Raw genomic sequence first — 15,179 nt, forward strand, 5'->3', positions numbered from 1 at the left:
TCCCGGGGGCCGTGCTCCGTGGCCCCCAACGCGCCTTTGTTGAGCATGGACGACTTTCGTTGAACTTCCAGTCCGCCACTTGACATCAACCAACTAGTTGGTAGACTGTCACCCATGGAAGCCATCGACCTCTCCCCCAAGGCCGTTGAAATCGTCGTATGCACGCAATCGCTGCTGGCTACGCGCGGGTACAACGGCTTCAGTTACGCCGATATCTCGGAAAAGGTGGGCATCAGCAAGGCCAGCATTCATCACCACTTTCCGAGCAAGGCCGAGCTGGTCGAGGTCGTCGTCAAGCTGTATCGGCAGGAAACGCGCAAGGGCGTGGCCGCGATCGAGGCGCATACGGATGTGCCGCTCGACCGCCTGCGCGCGTACACCGGCTATTGGGAGCGCTGCATTGGCGATGGATCGGCCCCGATCTGCATCTGCGCGATGCTCGCGTCCGAGCTGCCGGCGATTCCCGAGGCCGTGGCCACCGAGGTGCGGGGGCATTTTCAGGATCTGACCGGATGGCTTTCGTCGGTGCTCGCCAACGGCGCGGCCGTTGGGACGTTCCGGCTGCGCGGGAATGCCGACGCGGAGGCGGCTGCATTCCTGGCCACGGTGCACGGCGGGATGATTGCGGCGCGTGTCCATGGCAACCCCGGGTTGTTCGGTGCCATCGTCGGTCGGACCGTGCAGATCCTGCTCGCATCGGACTAGGCGCCCTTGAAGGACCGTCGGAAGCATTGAGTCGTCCCCTGCCATACGGGGACTTTTATTTCACCAGGCAGTCTACCAACTAGTTGGTAGCAGGCATCACCAACAGGAACCACCATGACCGAACTCAGCCCCAATGGCGCATTGCAAGCCAACCGCTGGCTCAAGCCCTACTACTACGGACGCGCGGCATTCTCCATCGTGTGGGTCGCCGCCGCGTTCACGGTCGGCAAGACCAACCCCGCCGTCGCGGCGATCCTGCTGATGATCTATCCCGCATGGGACGCGCTGGCCAACCTCGTGGATGCCCAGCGCAACGGCGGCATGCGCCGCAACCCCACGCAGACCCTCAACGTCGTGGCCAGCGGCGTGACCACGGCGGGCGTCGCCATCGCGCTGGGCCTGAGCATGAACGCCGTGCTCGGCGTGTTCGGCACCTGGGCCATCCTCGCGGGCCTGTTCCAGCTGGCCACCGGCGTCCGTCGCTGGAAGACCTCCGGCGCCCAGTGGGCGATGATCCTGAGCGGTGCGCAATCGGCGCTGGCCGGGGCGTTCTTCATCAAGACCGCCGCCGGCGTGCAGGTGCCGGGCATCACGGACTTCGCACCGTATGCGGCGTTCGGCGCGTTCTACTTCCTGATCTCCGCGATCTCGCTGTCCATCGCCGATATGCGCCGCACCAAGACGCGTCAGTTCGGTGCCTGATCCGGCAACGCCCCAACCTGCCTGAGCACGGCACGTCCGATCTCCAGCCGCTTGGGGCCCGTCTCCATCTTCGACATGTCGAGGTTCATCGCGAACACGTACGTGTCGTCGCCGCGCGTCACCCAGCCGACCCACCAGCCGACGCCGACCTTGCCCGACGTGGCCCAGCCTGTCTTCGCGCGCAGCGTATAGGCAGGCGTCTGCTCGATGGTCAGGATGTCGTCGAGCGCGCGAAAGCTTTGCTCGGAGATCAGCGGAACCTTGTGCGCGGCCGCGTTGCGCAGGAAGTCGATCTGCTGGTACGTCGTGATCTTCAGATGGCCATTGAGCCAGAAGCGGTCCACCGGCCCTTCGACATCGGCATTCCCGAAATGCGCGGCCCCCAGATACTTGCGGTACTGCGCGGTGCCCACGCGGCGCGCCAGCACCTGATAGGCGGGCACGCACGAATTCCTGAGCGCCACGCGCAGCGGCACATCGGCGTTGCACGCCGCGGGCAGGATCGGCTTGCCTTCATGCAACCACGGCTTGCCGTCCCATGGCAGCTTGTCGTGATCGACATCGGCCACCGCCCCGGTTTCCAGCCCGATCAGCGAGTTGAAGATCTTGAACGTGGAGGCCGGCGAATACGCGGTGGCCGCGCGCTTCGGGTTATAGGTCAGCATGCGCTGCCGCCGCACGTCGTAGACGACCATGGTGCCATCGACACCGGCCGCATCGAACAGCGGTTTGGCATCGATCGGCGCTTCGGTAGTCTTGCCCGGCTGGACCGCCTGGGCTGCGTGTAATGGCACGGCCGCGCAGGCCAGCAGCAGCGGCGCGATCAGCAGGCCCGCAAATCTCTTTCGCATGTCACCTCTCATATGCACTCTCTTGTGGTTGTGATGGGTGAGCGGAGCATAGGTGCCGGCGCAGGACTCGCCAACCGGGGCCGCTGTAACACGCGTAACATGGCGAGCCATGACCGCACGCCAACCCATCCATATCGACCTCACGGGCCCCTATGCCGTGGACGGCCGCTCCGCGCGCTATCAGTCCGTCTGGCTGCTCGCGCGCATCTGGCTGGCCGCGTCGCGCGACCGCGAAGATCTCGGCGTGGCGATCGTGCGCGCGCGGTTTGCGGACGCCGCCAATGTGCGGATGATCGTCTCGCGCGCGTTCGGGGATTTCACGCGCTGGGGTGTGGAGGTTGGATGGGGCCACGGATCGGACCACGGATCGGACCACAGATCGGACCGACACAAGGCCACCGATATCGCCGCGCTGCGCGCCGACCGTCGCAGCCGCGGGCCGTTCTGGATGACACGGGCCACCGCGCGGCAACTGCGTTTTACCGCGCATGGCAAGGCATTGCGCGCGGCGGGCGTGGCGCGCTGGCTCGGGCAGGCAAACCCCGACGCGCCCGCGCCGCCATCCGCGGACAGCGATGGCCTGCAGTACGTGATGCGCGATATGGATTTCTGGCGCCATCTGACGGTGGCCATGCGCGGCGCGCAGGATGGCTTTGCGGGCGTGGTCGATCATGCCGTGGCCGAGTCGTTTCGCGCCGCGCATCGCAGCGCCGCGGACGCGTTCCAGCAGGCGCTCTCGCTGCTCAAGGAGAGCCTGGCCTGGCGCCGCAGCGACCGGCTCGACAAAAGCCGCGCGGCACTGCGGCGGTTCGAGAAAATCGTCGCGGGCGGCCGCGTCAACGCCGCGCTGCCCACGTTCGCGGCCATGGCCCATGTGGTCCGTGCGTGGGAGCACTACACACGCGGCGATCTCGATGCCGCGCGGCATGAGCTCGCGCGGCTCGCGGGCGATCCCGAGTTGCGGCCCGTCGTGCGCTACAACCCGCGGATTCGCTTCGAGACGCTGAACCTGGAAGCGCTGATCCACAAGAGCATTGCGTTGCGGCCCCCGGCAATGCCCTCGCGAACGCCCGCGCAGACGCCCTCGCCGATCCAGCCGGCGGCACGGCATGCTGCCGCGCGCCACGCGCTCGAAGGCTTCTCCGGCGCACTGCAGGCCGCCTACGAAGCGGACTCCGTGGACGCGGCCCAGCACGCCGCCGCCAATATCGGCTGGTCCCTATGGCTGTTCTGGCGTTACGGACTCGTGGACGCACAACGCACGCTGGAAGCCGGCGATCTCCAGCGGCAATCCATGCGATGGCTCGGCCTGTCGGAATGGATCTGCGACCGCTTCGGCGTCGGCGGCGGCTCCGCGTGGAACACGATCTTCCTGCTGCGCGTCGCGCGCGGCGATATCGATGCCCAAGCGCCCGCATCGCTGACCGCATTCCGCGCGCGCCGTCCGCTCACGGTCGCCGCGGCCATCGATGCGCTGCGCCCCTTCCACGCCCCGTTTGCGCCAGCCAAGGGCTTCGTGCGATGGTCGTCGGTCGCGGCATTCGCGCTCGAGGAACACGACACCGGCCGCGTACGCTACAACGCGCTGCAGCTGGCCAACCTGCTACTCGAATCCGCGTGGTACCTCACGCACGAGCAAGGGGCATCGGCGCAGGCCTATGCGGCAATGGAGCGGCTGGCGGCGCAGCTTGCCTCCTTGCGCGCGGCCGAGCGGGGATTCTTCCATGCCGAGATTCGCGGCTTTCCGCCGGAACTGCGCATGGCGGCCGCGGAGGCTGCGCGGTCCTAGGTGGGATCCATCACGGGACCCATCACGGGTCCCATCAACTCCGCCGCCGTATCCACCAGCACCTGCCGGAACCACCGATGCGCGGGATCCTGCCGGTACCGCACGTGCCACGCGATATCCACGGGAAACGTACCGAGATCGACCGGTGACGGCAGCACCTTGAGCCGCGCATCTTTCGCGATCTGGTTGCAGATCAGCCGCGGCAGCGTCGCGCAGTAATCGGTCTTCGCGATGATCTCGGGCACCGCCAGGAAGTGGGTCACGGAGATCGCCAGCTCGCGCCGCAGCCGTTGCCGCTCGAGCGCCTGAAACAGGCCCACGCGCAATCTGCCCGGCGGCAGCACATTGACGTGCCGCAACTGCTCGTACTGCTCCCGCGACATCGTGTCGCCGATCTCCGGATGATCGGCGCGCACGACGCAGGCCAGCCCGTCGTCCATCAGATGCTGGATCACGAGGCTGTCGGGCGGATCGACGATGCGGCCGAGCGCCATGTCCGTCGTGCCCGAGATCACACCGGTCTCGGCGAGGTCGCTGCCGAACGGGGTCAGCGACACCTTCACCCCCGGCGCCACCTCGCGCAGCCGCGCCACCACGCTCGGGATCAGCACGATCTCCACGTAGCTGTTCGGCGCGATATGGAACTGCCGGACCGATGTGGCGGGATCGAAGTGCTGTTGCCCGAGGATCACGTCATCGAGCTTCGCCAGGGTTTCGGCCACCACCGGGACGATCGACTCCGCAAACTGCGTGGGCTTGATGCCATACCGCTCGCGCACGAAAAGCGGATCGCGGAGCGTCTCCCGCAGCCGGTTCAGCGCGTTGGAAAGCGCGGGCTGGGTCATGCCGAGCCGGGCGGCGGCGCGCGTGACGCTGCGCTCTTCCATCAGGGCGATGAAGACGGGCAGCAGATTGAGGTCGTATCGCATGAGTCATCATGCTAGGTGAATATCTAGAATAGAACAAATAAATTTCTCAAATATCTGCGCATTACGCATAGTTAGGGCAACGCAGCGCCGCCCAAACCCTCCCGACGCGGAACGGCGCAGATCAAGTTTGAGGAGTTTTTCATGACTAATGCCATCCGGCTGGACGATTCCCAGCCTTCCCCTTCCAGCGGCCTGTCCCGCTCTCTGGCGCTCTTTGCGCTGGCACTCGGCAGCTTCTGTATCGGCACGTCCGAGTTCGCCAGCATGGGCGTGATTCAACTGTTTTCGGCAAGCCTCGGCATCGACGTGCCGCAGGCGACCAGCGCGGTCACGGCCTATGCGCTGGGCGTCGTGGTCGGCGCGCCGGTCGTGACGCTCGCCGCGGCCCGGCTCAATCGCCGCACGCTGCTGCTCGCGCTGATCGCGCTGTTCGTCGTCGGCAATGTCCTGTCGGCGATGGCATCGAGCCTGCCGTTCCTGATTGCCGCGCGCTTTGTCAGCGGTCTGCCGCAGGGCGCGTACTTCGGCGCCGGCGCGATGGTCGCGAGCTATATCCTCGGCCCGGGCCAGTCCGGCCGCGCGTTCGCCATCGTCATGACCGGCCTCACCGTCGCGACGATCATCGGCTCGCCGCTTGCCACGTTCCTTGGCCAGACGCTTGGCTGGCGCGAGACGTACCTCGCGGTGGCCGCGCTGTCCGCGGTGGCATGGCTTGCGATTCGGCAGTGGCTGCCCCGCACCCGTGCCCTCGATGGCGCACCGATCGTGCAGGAGCTGTCCGCGCTGCGCAGCGGCAAGGTCTGGGGCGTGATGGCCGTAGCGACGGCCGGCATTGCCAGTCTGTTCGCGATCTATACGTTCGTTGGCCCGATCGTCACCGATGCGACCAGGCTGGCGCCGTCGATGATTCCGGTGGCCCTCGCGATCTTCGGTATCGGCATGACGGCCGGCAATTCGGTGGGTGGCCGTGCGGCCGACAAGTATCCGATGCGCGGTCTCGTGCTGGGCCTTGGCGGTGCGCTGGCGGTGCTCGTGGTCATCGCCCTCGGCGGACAAACGCCTTCGGTCCTGTTCCCCGCGCTGTTTGCGCTCGGGGCCGCGCTGATGGCTTCCATTCCCACGATGCAGGTCCGGCTGACGCGCTTTGCTCCGCAGGCGCCTTCGCTGATGGGTGCGATGACGCTGGCCGCCTGCAATCTGGGTAACGCGATCGGTGCGTGGGCAGGTGGCGCGACGATCGATGCGGGCTTTGGACTGCTGTCGGTGGCATGGGCGGGCTTTGCCCTCACGCTGACCGGCCTCGCGATCTTCGGCCTGACGCTTGTCAACGCCACGCCCCGGCAGCCGCTGGCGGCGGAAGCGGTCTGATCTTCTGCTGATTCACGTTCTTCACATACTTTTTAACGCCTTTCCAGGAGCCAATCATGTCCATCAAGCACGTACTGTTTATCCTGACCAACGCCGCCGAGATCGGTCCGAACCATCGGCCCACGGGATACTTCTTCCCTGAAGTCGCCCACCCGTACGAAGTGTTCGCCGAGTCGGGCGTGGCCGTCGAATATGCCTCGCTGCAAGGCGGCACGCCGCCCGAAGACGGCTACGACGCCAACGACCCCGCGCAACTCGCGTTCCGCAACAGCGCGGCCATCCGCCGCATGGCCCATAGCCGCAAGCTGTCGGAAGTCGATGTGCTCGACTACGATGCGATCTTCTTCCCGGGCGGCCTGGGGCCGATGGTCGATATCGCCAACAACCCGGAAATCCAGCGCGCCGTCGAACGCGCCTGGCAAGGCGGCAAGATCGTCGCCGCGGTCTGCCACGGCCCGGCCGCACTGCTCGGCGCCAAGCTGGAAGACGGCACCCCGCTGATCAAGGGCCGCAAGCTGACGTCGTTCTCGAACGCCGAGGAAGCGGGCTACGCCCAGGCGGACGTCCCCTTCCTGCTCGAATCCGCACTGCGCGAAGACGGCGCCGAGTATTCGTCGGCGGACGTCTGGCAAGAGAAGGTCGTGGTGGACGGCAAGCTGATGACGGGCCAAAACCCGGCATCGGGCGGCCCGCTGGCGAAGGCGATTGTGGAAGCGCTGCGTTAAGCGGCGGCATTGCACCGCCACGTTCCCGGTTGTTGACACCGCCCGCTCGCGCAAGCGACGGGCGGTTTTTTTCCGGCGCTTCCCCTGGCCATGTCCGTGCCGTCTAGCTCGCGTCGTGAAAAATAATCCCCGCCGTATGCCGTAGCCCCGAGCGAACGCGGCTCACGCCGTGCCGCAGGTTCACGCGGTAGCTGCCCCGTGTGCCCTGCACCGGCCGGTGGTGCACGGCGAACGCCACCGCATCGCCCTGTCGCAATGGCACCACCTCGACGCGGCTCTGCATGCGGGGGCGTTGCTCCGTCATGCAGAACTCGCCGCCGGTGAAGTCCTTGTCCGGCTCGGACAGCAGGATTGCCACCTGCATCGGGAACACGAGGTCCCCATAGAGGTCCTGATGCAGGCAATTGAAATCTCCCGCGACGTATTGCAGGATCAGCGGCGTGGGACGTGTCTGGCCCGCCCGATGGCACTGCGCCAGATACGTCGCGTGGTCTTCCGGGTAACGCTGGGCAATGCCCATGGTCTCATTCCACGCATTGGCCAGCCCCACAAGACGCGCGTACAACGCCGTGCGCAGGCCGCTCAGCAAGTCCGGCAGCGGATAGCTGAAATACCGATACTCGCCCTTGCCGAATCCATGCCGCGCCATGACCACGCGACTTCGGAAATGCTTGTCCTCGGGATAGAGCGACGACAGCGTGCGGCACTCTTCGGGGGACAGCAGCTTCGGCAGCACCGCGCAACCGAAGCGGTTCAACGCGTCGTGGATCGTGGGCCAGTCATAGGCGGCGACGCGTGCGTTCATGCCACCTCCGTCGCCTCTCGATCCAGCAGCACGCGCTTGCGATCGACACCCCATGCATAACCCGACAACGCGCCGTCATTGCGCACGACGCGATGACACGGAATCGCGACCGCGAGAGGGTTCGCCGCACAGGCACCCGCCACCGCCCGCACCGCTTTCGGTGCGCCGATGCGTCGGGCGATCTCCGCGTACGAAGCAGTTTCGCCCGCGGGAATCGCCTGAAGCGCGCGCCACACGCGTTGTTGAAACGCGGTACCGCGCACGTCGAGCGGCAAGTCGAGCCCACCCCCCGGAGATTCCACGAGGCCAACGACCCGCGCGACAAGCGCCTCATAGTCCCGATCCGCCCCGATCAGCCGCGCCTTCGGAAAGCGGTCCTGCAGATCGCGCACGAGCGCGTCAGGGTCGTCGCCTAGCAGAATCGCCGCCACGCCCTTCTCGCTCGATGCCACGAGGATCGCACCGAGCGTTGTCTGCCCTACGGCGAACCGGATCGTCTCGCGCGCCCCGCCCGCGCGATACTGCGAGGGCGTCATCCCGAGCATGTCGTTCGACTTCTCGTAGAAGCGTCCGCTCGAACTGAATCCGGCCTCGTAGATGGCCTCGGTCACCGACGTGCCCGCGACAAGCCCATCGCGCACCTTCTTCGCGCGATGCGCGGCCGCATACGCCTTGGGCGTCAGCCCCGTCACCGCCTTGAATACGCGATGGAAGTAGCTCTGGCTACGGCCGATGGCATCCGCCAGTGCTTCCAGCGACGGCTCGACGTCGCTGTCCTCGATGATGCGGCAGGCCCTGGCGACGAGCGCGGCGTTCTCCGCATCGACCGACGCCCCCTCGGGGTTGCAGCGCTTGCACGGCCGAAACCCGGTCGCACGCGCGCTTTCCAGCGTGTCGTGCAGCTGCACGTTCTCTGGGTTGGCGACGCGCGAGGGACACGACGCGCGGCAATAGACGCCCGTTGTGGAGACGGAGTACCAGAACTGGCCGTCCGCGGACTTGTCGCGGGCGACGATGCGCGCCCATCTCGGGTCTTCCGTCACTGGGAGCGCGTTACGGTTCGATCGTGCGGTGTTCATGAAAGCTTCCTCGCGATATCTGCGGTAGTGGTGCATTCATTCTGTCGAGGATACGCCCTCAACGCACTCCGATCCTTGCTTTCGAATCCGCGGAAGCACGCTCGACGCGAGGCGCCGTCAACGAAAACGGGGGCCCGAGGCCCCCGTCATTGCAGCAATATTGCGCGACGCGTCAGCGTGCCGCGGCGAGTTCTGGCGCTTCGCTGAGCGCCTTCTGCAGCTTGCTCAGCATGTTCTCGCTCGCGCGCTGGGCGGACAGCGAGAAGTTACGCTTGAACTCGGAGAACTCCGCGTTTCCCTCGCCCGTGACCACCTGCTTGAAAACGACCTTGCCGTCGAGGTCCGTCACGGTGCAGGTCAGATTGATCGTGAAACGGGTCGGCGGCCACGTGAGCGCACTTTCGGACGACGAATCGGTCGTGATCTCCGGCGTCAGGATGTAGGCGAGCTGCGCCTTGTCGATCGCGGCGCGATCGTCCGGCGTCTTGAGCTTCGTCGCGTTGGCGAACACGTTCGACAGCGTGCTGTAGATCGGCACCTCGAGGTCGCGGTAAGGCAGGTAGCTGACCTTGTCGCCACCGCCGCCCGGCGTCGTCACTTCCTTGGTCAGCAGCGCATCGGGCAGGACGAACCCGATGTTCTTGCCGACCTTCTTCTCCGCCGGCGTGGCGGGCGCGGACTTGTCCGTCGCGATCTGAATCGGGTGAGCACAGCCAGCCAGTACGACCAGCGCGGCGACAGCCGCGCAGCGGCTGGCGATCGTGAACCATGCACGCATCGTTTTCTCCTTGTTGTGTTGCGATGGGGTTTACTTCAATGCGTCCAGGAACGCGGGGTCGGCGTAGAGCGTGGTGAGCAGCGCCTGCACCGTATAGCCGTATTCGGTAACGGCCTTCGGAATCGCCACGGCCGCCGCGAACGACGAATCCCATTCACGATGGACCGACTTGACCTGGTCGTAGCGCACGGTCTCGCCCTTCTTCACGACAAAGCGTGCCGATACGTCGCCAGAGCCGGTAACGATCGCAGGATCGACCTCGTTGCGCAGCAAGGTGCCGGAGATCACGACATCCGCGTTCGGCGACATCTTGCCGGCCATGGTCAGCTCGCGCGTGACGGCCTCGGACAGATACGCCGACCACGTACCGTTGTATGGGGATACGAGGCTGTTGGCGCGCAGCGGCAACGGATGCCTGACGCCAGTACCGCTTGCATCGAACGTGCCGACGCGCGTGGGCGCGGCGCCGCTGTTCTTGAGCGTCTGGACGTTATCGATCGAAGGAGGATAAGGCGGTGCAACGACGCTGCACCCGGACAGGACGAGACCCAGCACGCCGAGCGCCAGGCTGGTTGGAATGCGACCCACTGCGGACACCTTTCTTGTTTTGACGTGTTTCGTGCATTCTGCCAAAGGCGGAGCGCTTTGCGTCACATGAAAGGGGGTATCCCGTCCCGAATGTTGCGTCGGCTTGACACCCATCCATTAGGGGGTGTGCATCCCTCGCCTGCAGTCTTCAGGGACGAGGCCTGACGAAGCGCTGCTCCAATACCTCCTTGCCCCACTGCGCGCCGGGCTTTTCCTCGGTCAGGACGAAGCCTCGCGTCTCGTAAAGATGACGCGCCGCGCGCAGGCCGGCGAAGGTCCACAGATGGGTCTCCAGGAACCCGCGCTCGTCCACGAACGCTACCGCGGCATCGATCAGCTTCTTTCCGACGCCGCCGCCTCGCACGCCGTCGTCGATGATGAACCAGCGCAGATGCGCGACGTCCTTGCCCATATCCTCGCCATCGATGGCGATCGACCCGACGATCTCTCCGTCCTGCCTTGCGGTCCAGATCGCGTTCCGCGGATTCTCCAGACGATTGCAGAACTCCGCCAGACCGCTTGCCACGACGGACTCGAAATGCTGACCGAAACCGGATTCGCGCGCGTAGTAAAGCGCGTGCATCTCGGTGATCCGTGCGATCAGACCCGGGCGATACCCACGCACCAGATGGACGGGCGAGCCGCCATCGGGCTCGCCGCCGCCAAGCGCGCGCGCATAGAGGCGCATTCCCTGCAAGGCCACACGCTCGTCGCCGGGCTTGAGCAGCTTGAGCGCGGCAACGACCTGCGAACGGGCATAGGCATGGATCGCGCCCACGCGATGCCTGCCCGCCCGGGTGAGGGAGAGACGCTTGACCCTGCCATCGCTCTCCTCCGCCACATCGCCGGCCTCCACCAGCCGGCGCAGCATCCGGCTCACGCTCGATTTCTCGAGCCGCAGCAGCGCGCCAAGATCCCGTGCCGTGACGCCGCCCTTCTCGATCTCGATCAGCGCATGAACGGCCGACGGGGACAGATCCGTCCCCGCAAAATCGCCGCCCATGAAGCCGAGCTCGCGCACCATCTCGCGCGAGACATTACGAATGTCCTCAACAAGTGCCGGGTCCGGGTTCATGGCCAACGCTCCGTTTCGATGTTGCATCATACAACCGTAGAGTTGTACGATGCAACATCATTCCGGCCGGATATTTCCCTGCTTGATGACCTTCGCCCACTTGGCCTGCTCGGCCTCGAGAAACGCGCGGAACTCGTCAGGCTTGTTGGCGGAACCCTCCGCCCCGATCGCCGCGAGACGTTCCTTGACAGCAGGCTGACTCATTACCTCGATGGTCGCCTTGTTGATCGTCTCGATGATCTTCGCGGACGTGCCGGCGGGCGCAAACAAACCGTTCCACTCGTACACCTGGTACCCGGGCAGCCCGGATTCGGCGATGGTGGGGATATCCGGCAGCGCGGCGGACCGCTTCGTGCCCGTTGTCGCCAGTACCTTGAGCTTCTTGCCGGAGACGAGCGGATAGGAGGCCGCCATGTTGCTGAACATCATATCCACCTGGCCGCCCATCAGGTCGCTCAACGCCGGCGCACCGCCCTTGTAAGGTACGTGAAGCATGTTCAGTCCCGACTGCTGACGGAACAGTTCCGCTGCCAGGTGCTGTGCGGTGCCGGAGCCCGCCGACGCATAGGTCAGCTTGCCGGGCGTGGCCTTCGCTTGCGCCACGATATCCTTGGGCGAGTTGAACGGAGAATTCGGCGGCACCACCAGCAGGTTCGGCACGAGCACCACGAGCGAGATCGGCGCGAAGTCCTTCGCCGTATCGTAAGGAAGCTTCGGCTGCAGGCTGGGATTGACCGAATGAGCGGTAGCGTCGAGCAGCAAGGTGTAGCCGTCCGGCGCGGCCTTTGCGACGGCACCCGCACCAATGACGCCGCTTGCGCCGGGGCGGTTGTCGACAACGATGGTCTGGCCCAGCTTGATACCCAGCGGCGCCGCGATGATGCGGGCGACCGTGTCGGCCGCGCCGCCTGCGGGATAGGGCACGACGAGGCGGATGGGACGATCGGGATACGCGGCGCTGGCGCACGTGGCACCGCATAGCAGTGCGAGCCCGGCGAGCCCGCGGGTGATGGACTTGAACATTGTCTTGTCTCCAGAAAGTTGTAGTTTTGTCCTAGACCGTCGCGATCGGCGTCGCCGGCGAACCCACGGCGCCGGGCAGGCGCAGCGGCGGCGCGGTCAGCAGAAAGCGGCTCCGGCCGTTTTCGCGCAGCCAGCGAGCCAATGGCGTCAAATACCAAAGCTCGCCAAGGTGAATGCCGTTCTTGAACAGGCAATGCTCATGCAGCGGCAGACGTGGCCCGCGAATGGGAGCGGGGGTCAGGGGCTTCGGCACCACCAGCTCCACGGCGGGGTTGTCCGCGAGCAGGCAGGCCAGGCGCGAGTCGGTAATCCAGTTCAGCAGCTTTGCGTCATGGCCATCCAGACCGGTACCGGATTCGTGGAGGACTTTGAGATCGGGCGACTTGTTCATCGACAGCAATGTGTCGGCAAACCCGGTATGGAGACAGACCATATCTCCGGCCTCCACGGTAACGTTGTCCGCGTCGAGAATGCGCATGAGCTGGTCGTAGCCGACGGCCTGCCGCTTGCGGCCAATGTGGCGTTCGATGTCTATCATGACGCCGCGGCCCTGCGCACCGTGCTCGGCGAGGACCGCGATGCTCAACGCGCCAGCTTCCGGGTTCTCGTATCTTGCCCACGGCTCGGCCGCCTCGGTCTCGACGCCGGCCCTGATGTCCTCGCCCGCCCGAAAACCGTTATAAAAGACGGCTTCGTCGCTGCCGTCGCCATCGGCATCGAAATGGCTGCCCACATGGGCCAGGCTGTCCCACTGCGTGGAGTACTGCAGGCTCATGAGGACGACATCGTCATTGACCACGTCCGTCAGATCGGGATCCTCTGAGCGGTACGACCAGCAGAAACCCTGCTGCCCGGCGCTCTTCCCATCGCGAAGAACGGCGAAGCGCCGCGGCGGCTGACGCCGCACGTTCATGGTTTGCCCGCCGGGGTAGTCCAGCGGAAGCGACAGGCAGAACGTCATGCCTTCGCGCACCTCGGCGACGCCTTGCAGGACCTTGGCGCGATCCACGAGGTTCATGCGCCCGCGTTGATCGTTCGCGCCAAACTCTCCCCAGTTGCTGCCGTCGGGCTTGCGCTGCCACCGCCGCGATGCTTCATTCGCTTCGTTCATGAGGCCTCCTTACCGCAGCTTCGCCAGTTCGGCCATCACATTCTTCGCGGCGGCGACGCCCATGTTGACGAAGGCATCGCTGGTGACGCCGCCGATATGCGGACTGATGATGAACCTGCTGTTCCTGAAGAACGGATGATCGGCCGGTGGCGGCTCCTGCTGCAGCGAATCCAGGCCTGCGGCGGCCACTTTGCCGCTTTCCACCGCTGCGAGAAGCGCATCTTCGTCGATGAGACCGCCGCGCGCGGTATTGACGACGATCACGCCGTCCCTGCACTGGGCCAGCGCTTCCGCATCGAGCAGTCCGCGGTTCTCGGCGGTCAGTGGGCAGTGGAACGAGATGACGTCCGAGTTTTGCCAGATGGACTCGAGGCTGACAGGCTCGATGCCCGTTGGCAGATCGGTCGCATAAGGGTCATATCCGATGACCTTCATGTCCATCGCGCTGGCGATACGCGCGAAGCGCCGGCCGATCGCACCCAGCCCGACGAGACCCAGCGTGCGCCCCTGAAGTTCGAGGCTCTGGTGCGTCGACTTGTCCCAATGGCCGGCGCGCGTGCGCTGGTCCAGGGTCACCACCGATTTGGCGCAGGCGAGCATCAGCGCCAGCGCTTGTTCGGCCACTGCCGCGGCATTGGCCCCTGCCGCGGCCACCACCTTGACACCGCGAGCCTTCGCGGCTTCCTGGTCGATATTATCGATGCCGCTTCCGTGCTTCGACAGGACGCGAATCGACGGCGCCGCATCGAGCACCATGGCGCCGACCTTGCTGGTGCGAACGATGACGGCGACGGGCGCGTGACGTCGGCAGAGCGCCGCCGTCTCTTCTTCGGTCGCTGCCTTGCCTGCATAAACCAATTCGAAATCGGATAGCAGCGCGACCGCCTGTGGCGCGATGTTTGCCGCCGTCACGACGATGACGGGCTTTGCCGCGGTGCTCACAGCGCTTCTCCCGCCTTCAGGACACCGGCTGCACGCAGGGCGTCATCGAGCCACGACGGGCGGAGCGCTTCGCCTGACTTGATACCTTCGATGCGCTTGCGCTCCGCCGCCACCTTCTTTCCGGCCTCTTCGATCAGCGCCGGCGCCTTCTCGCGCTCGATCACGACGACGCCGTCCGCATCGCCGATGACCAGGTCTCCGGGGCAGACCGTAACGCCGCCACATTGGATCGGATGATTCACGCGGCCGGGCACGAATTTGGTCGGACCGTTGGGATTCAGGCCAACCGAATACATCGGGAAGCCGGTCTCGATAATCTCTTCGGCGTCGCGCGCGGCGGCGTCGAGGACGACTGCGGCCACACCGAGGGCGATGCATTGATTGACCATGATCGCGCCCATCAGCGCGCTGTTTTGATCGCCTTTGCCATCGACGATGATGACGTCGCCAGGCTTCGCCAGTGCCATCGCGGCGTGAATCATGAGGTTGTCGCCGGGGCGAACTTCCACGGTGATCGCCGGACCGCAGAACTTGCTCTTCTGACTGAGCGGCGCGATCCGCCCATGGAGGCCACCGCGCCGGCCCGCCACATCGGCGAAGATGGAAGACGCGTACTGGGACGCCTGCTTGACGACTTCGGTCGAAACGCGTTCGATATCGCGGATGACATCGGGGAGTTGCTGGGTTGCCGACATGGTGGCTCCTGTGT

Annotated in this window: 16 protein-coding genes; 5 read left to right on the forward strand and 11 right to left on the reverse strand. The window is 65.6% G+C overall.

Going from position 1 to position 15,179, the window contains the following annotated elements:
• Positions 1–114: 114 nt before the first annotated feature.
• The gene (locus tag FOB72_RS21010) at positions 115–705 is read left to right on the forward strand and encodes a TetR/AcrR family transcriptional regulator (protein WP_150374648.1); all 591 of its coding nucleotides are present in this window, start codon (positions 115–117) and stop codon (positions 703–705) included.
• Between the two features lie 114 nt (positions 706–819).
• Entirely contained in the window at positions 820–1,407 is a 588-nt protein-coding gene (locus FOB72_RS21015) for a DUF308 domain-containing protein (RefSeq protein WP_150374649.1), read from the forward strand.
• Here the strand turns inward: FOB72_RS21015 and FOB72_RS21020 are convergent.
• Positions 1,392–2,258: a class D beta-lactamase gene (locus tag FOB72_RS21020; protein ID WP_150374650.1), complete on the reverse strand. Its 867-nt coding sequence runs from the start codon at positions 2,256–2,258 to the stop codon at positions 1,392–1,394. The two genes, FOB72_RS21015 and FOB72_RS21020, sit on opposite strands and share 16 nt — an antisense overlap.
• Before the next feature lie 109 nt (positions 2,259–2,367).
• Here FOB72_RS21020 and FOB72_RS21025 point away from each other — a divergent pair, with 109 nt between their 5' ends.
• On the forward strand, positions 2,368–4,047 hold the full coding sequence (locus FOB72_RS21025) for a hypothetical protein (protein WP_150374651.1): 1,680 nt from the start codon (positions 2,368–2,370) through the stop codon (positions 4,045–4,047).
• Here FOB72_RS21025 and FOB72_RS21030 read toward each other — a convergent pair.
• On the reverse strand, positions 4,044–4,976 hold the full coding sequence (locus FOB72_RS21030; protein ID WP_150374652.1) for a LysR family transcriptional regulator: 933 nt from the start codon (positions 4,974–4,976) through the stop codon (positions 4,044–4,046). The two genes, FOB72_RS21025 and FOB72_RS21030, sit on opposite strands and share 4 nt — an antisense overlap.
• A 141-nt stretch (positions 4,977–5,117) precedes the next feature.
• On the opposite strand from FOB72_RS21030, the gene FOB72_RS21035 reads away from it, so the two are divergent.
• Complete coding sequence (locus FOB72_RS21035) at positions 5,118–6,344, forward strand: MFS transporter (RefSeq protein WP_150374653.1); 1,227 nt, start codon at positions 5,118–5,120, stop codon at positions 6,342–6,344.
• A 56-nt stretch (positions 6,345–6,400) separates the two neighbouring features.
• Positions 6,401–7,069: a type 1 glutamine amidotransferase domain-containing protein gene (locus tag FOB72_RS21040; RefSeq protein WP_150374654.1), complete on the forward strand. Its 669-nt coding sequence runs from the start codon at positions 6,401–6,403 to the stop codon at positions 7,067–7,069.
• 103 nt (positions 7,070–7,172) lie between these two features.
• Here FOB72_RS21040 and FOB72_RS21045 read toward each other — a convergent pair whose 3' ends face one another.
• The 9 genes from FOB72_RS21045 to FOB72_RS21085 all read right to left on the reverse strand — a co-directional run bounded on the left by FOB72_RS21045 (position 7,173) and on the right by FOB72_RS21085 (position 15,165).
• Positions 7,173–7,874 (reverse strand): 2OG-Fe(II) oxygenase, encoded by a 702-nt coding sequence (locus tag FOB72_RS21045; RefSeq protein WP_150374655.1) that lies wholly within the window; start codon positions 7,872–7,874, stop codon positions 7,173–7,175.
• Positions 7,871–8,953 carry a bifunctional DNA-binding transcriptional regulator/O6-methylguanine-DNA methyltransferase Ada gene (ada, locus tag FOB72_RS21050; RefSeq protein ID WP_191002369.1) on the reverse strand — a complete coding sequence of 361 codons (1,083 nt, stop codon included), beginning with the start codon at positions 8,951–8,953 and terminating at the stop codon, positions 7,871–7,873. The genes FOB72_RS21045 and ada overlap by 4 nt, the downstream gene beginning before the upstream one ends.
• A gap of 172 nt (positions 8,954–9,125) precedes the next feature.
• Positions 9,126–9,731, reverse strand: a complete 606-nt coding sequence (locus FOB72_RS21055) for a hypothetical protein (protein WP_150374657.1) — start codon at positions 9,729–9,731, stop codon at positions 9,126–9,128.
• A gap of 30 nt (positions 9,732–9,761) precedes the next feature.
• On the reverse strand, positions 9,762–10,319 hold the full coding sequence (locus FOB72_RS21060) for a hypothetical protein (RefSeq protein ID WP_223851730.1): 558 nt from the start codon (positions 10,317–10,319) through the stop codon (positions 9,762–9,764).
• Positions 10,320–10,467: 148 nt separating this feature from the next.
• Entirely contained in the window at positions 10,468–11,394 is a 927-nt protein-coding gene (locus tag FOB72_RS21065; protein ID WP_150374658.1) for a bifunctional helix-turn-helix transcriptional regulator/GNAT family N-acetyltransferase, read from the reverse strand.
• A gap of 57 nt (positions 11,395–11,451) precedes the next feature.
• Positions 11,452–12,417, reverse strand: a complete 966-nt coding sequence (locus FOB72_RS21070) for a tripartite tricarboxylate transporter substrate binding protein (protein WP_150374659.1) — start codon at positions 12,415–12,417, stop codon at positions 11,452–11,454.
• 31 nt (positions 12,418–12,448) lie between these two features.
• A complete protein-coding gene (locus FOB72_RS21075; protein ID WP_150374660.1) occupies positions 12,449–13,528 on the reverse strand; it encodes a cyclase family protein in 1,080 nt (359 codons plus the stop codon).
• Positions 13,529–13,537: 9 nt separating this feature from the next.
• Positions 13,538–14,470, reverse strand: coding sequence for a hydroxyacid dehydrogenase (locus tag FOB72_RS21080; RefSeq protein WP_150374661.1), 933 nt, complete (start codon positions 14,468–14,470; stop codon positions 13,538–13,540).
• A complete protein-coding gene (locus FOB72_RS21085) occupies positions 14,467–15,165 on the reverse strand; it encodes an RraA family protein (protein WP_150377305.1) in 699 nt (232 codons plus the stop codon). Before FOB72_RS21085 ends, FOB72_RS21080 begins: the two co-directional genes overlap by 4 nt.
• Positions 15,166–15,179: the final 14 nt, after the last annotated feature.

It is taken from the genome of Cupriavidus pauculus, assembly GCF_008693385.1.
In the GTDB taxonomy this organism is placed as follows: Bacteria; Pseudomonadota; Gammaproteobacteria; order Burkholderiales; family Burkholderiaceae; genus Cupriavidus; species Cupriavidus pauculus_D.

Bases quoted from the DNA above. Each gene is read 5' to 3' on its own strand.
- FOB72_RS21015 (WP_150374649.1), top strand. From the start codon at position 820: ATGACCGAACTCAGCCCCAATGGCGCATTGCAAGCCAACCGCTGGCTC.
- FOB72_RS21070 (WP_150374659.1), bottom strand. From the start codon at position 12,417: ATGTTCAAGTCCATCACCCGCGGGCTCGCCGGGCTCGCACTGCTATGC.
- FOB72_RS21010 (WP_150374648.1), top strand. From the start codon at position 115: ATGGAAGCCATCGACCTCTCCCCCAAGGCCGTTGAAATCGTCGTATGC.
- FOB72_RS21065 (WP_150374658.1), bottom strand. From the start codon at position 11,394: ATGAACCCGGACCCGGCACTTGTTGAGGACATTCGTAATGTCTCGCGC.
- ada (WP_191002369.1), bottom strand. From the start codon at position 8,953: ATGAACACCGCACGATCGAACCGTAACGCGCTCCCAGTGACGGAAGAC.
- FOB72_RS21025 (WP_150374651.1), top strand. From the start codon at position 2,368: ATGACCGCACGCCAACCCATCCATATCGACCTCACGGGCCCCTATGCC.
- FOB72_RS21085 (WP_150377305.1), bottom strand. From the start codon at position 15,165: ATGTCGGCAACCCAGCAACTCCCCGATGTCATCCGCGATATCGAACGC.
- FOB72_RS21075 (WP_150374660.1), bottom strand. From the start codon at position 13,528: ATGAACGAAGCGAATGAAGCATCGCGGCGGTGGCAGCGCAAGCCCGAC.
- FOB72_RS21055 (WP_150374657.1), bottom strand. From the start codon at position 9,731: ATGCGTGCATGGTTCACGATCGCCAGCCGCTGCGCGGCTGTCGCCGCG.
- FOB72_RS21035 (WP_150374653.1), top strand. From the start codon at position 5,118: ATGACTAATGCCATCCGGCTGGACGATTCCCAGCCTTCCCCTTCCAGC.
- FOB72_RS21030 (WP_150374652.1), bottom strand. From the start codon at position 4,976: ATGCGATACGACCTCAATCTGCTGCCCGTCTTCATCGCCCTGATGGAA.
- FOB72_RS21020 (WP_150374650.1), bottom strand. From the start codon at position 2,258: ATGCGAAAGAGATTTGCGGGCCTGCTGATCGCGCCGCTGCTGCTGGCC.
- FOB72_RS21040 (WP_150374654.1), top strand. From the start codon at position 6,401: ATGTCCATCAAGCACGTACTGTTTATCCTGACCAACGCCGCCGAGATC.
- FOB72_RS21045 (WP_150374655.1), bottom strand. From the start codon at position 7,874: ATGAACGCACGCGTCGCCGCCTATGACTGGCCCACGATCCACGACGCG.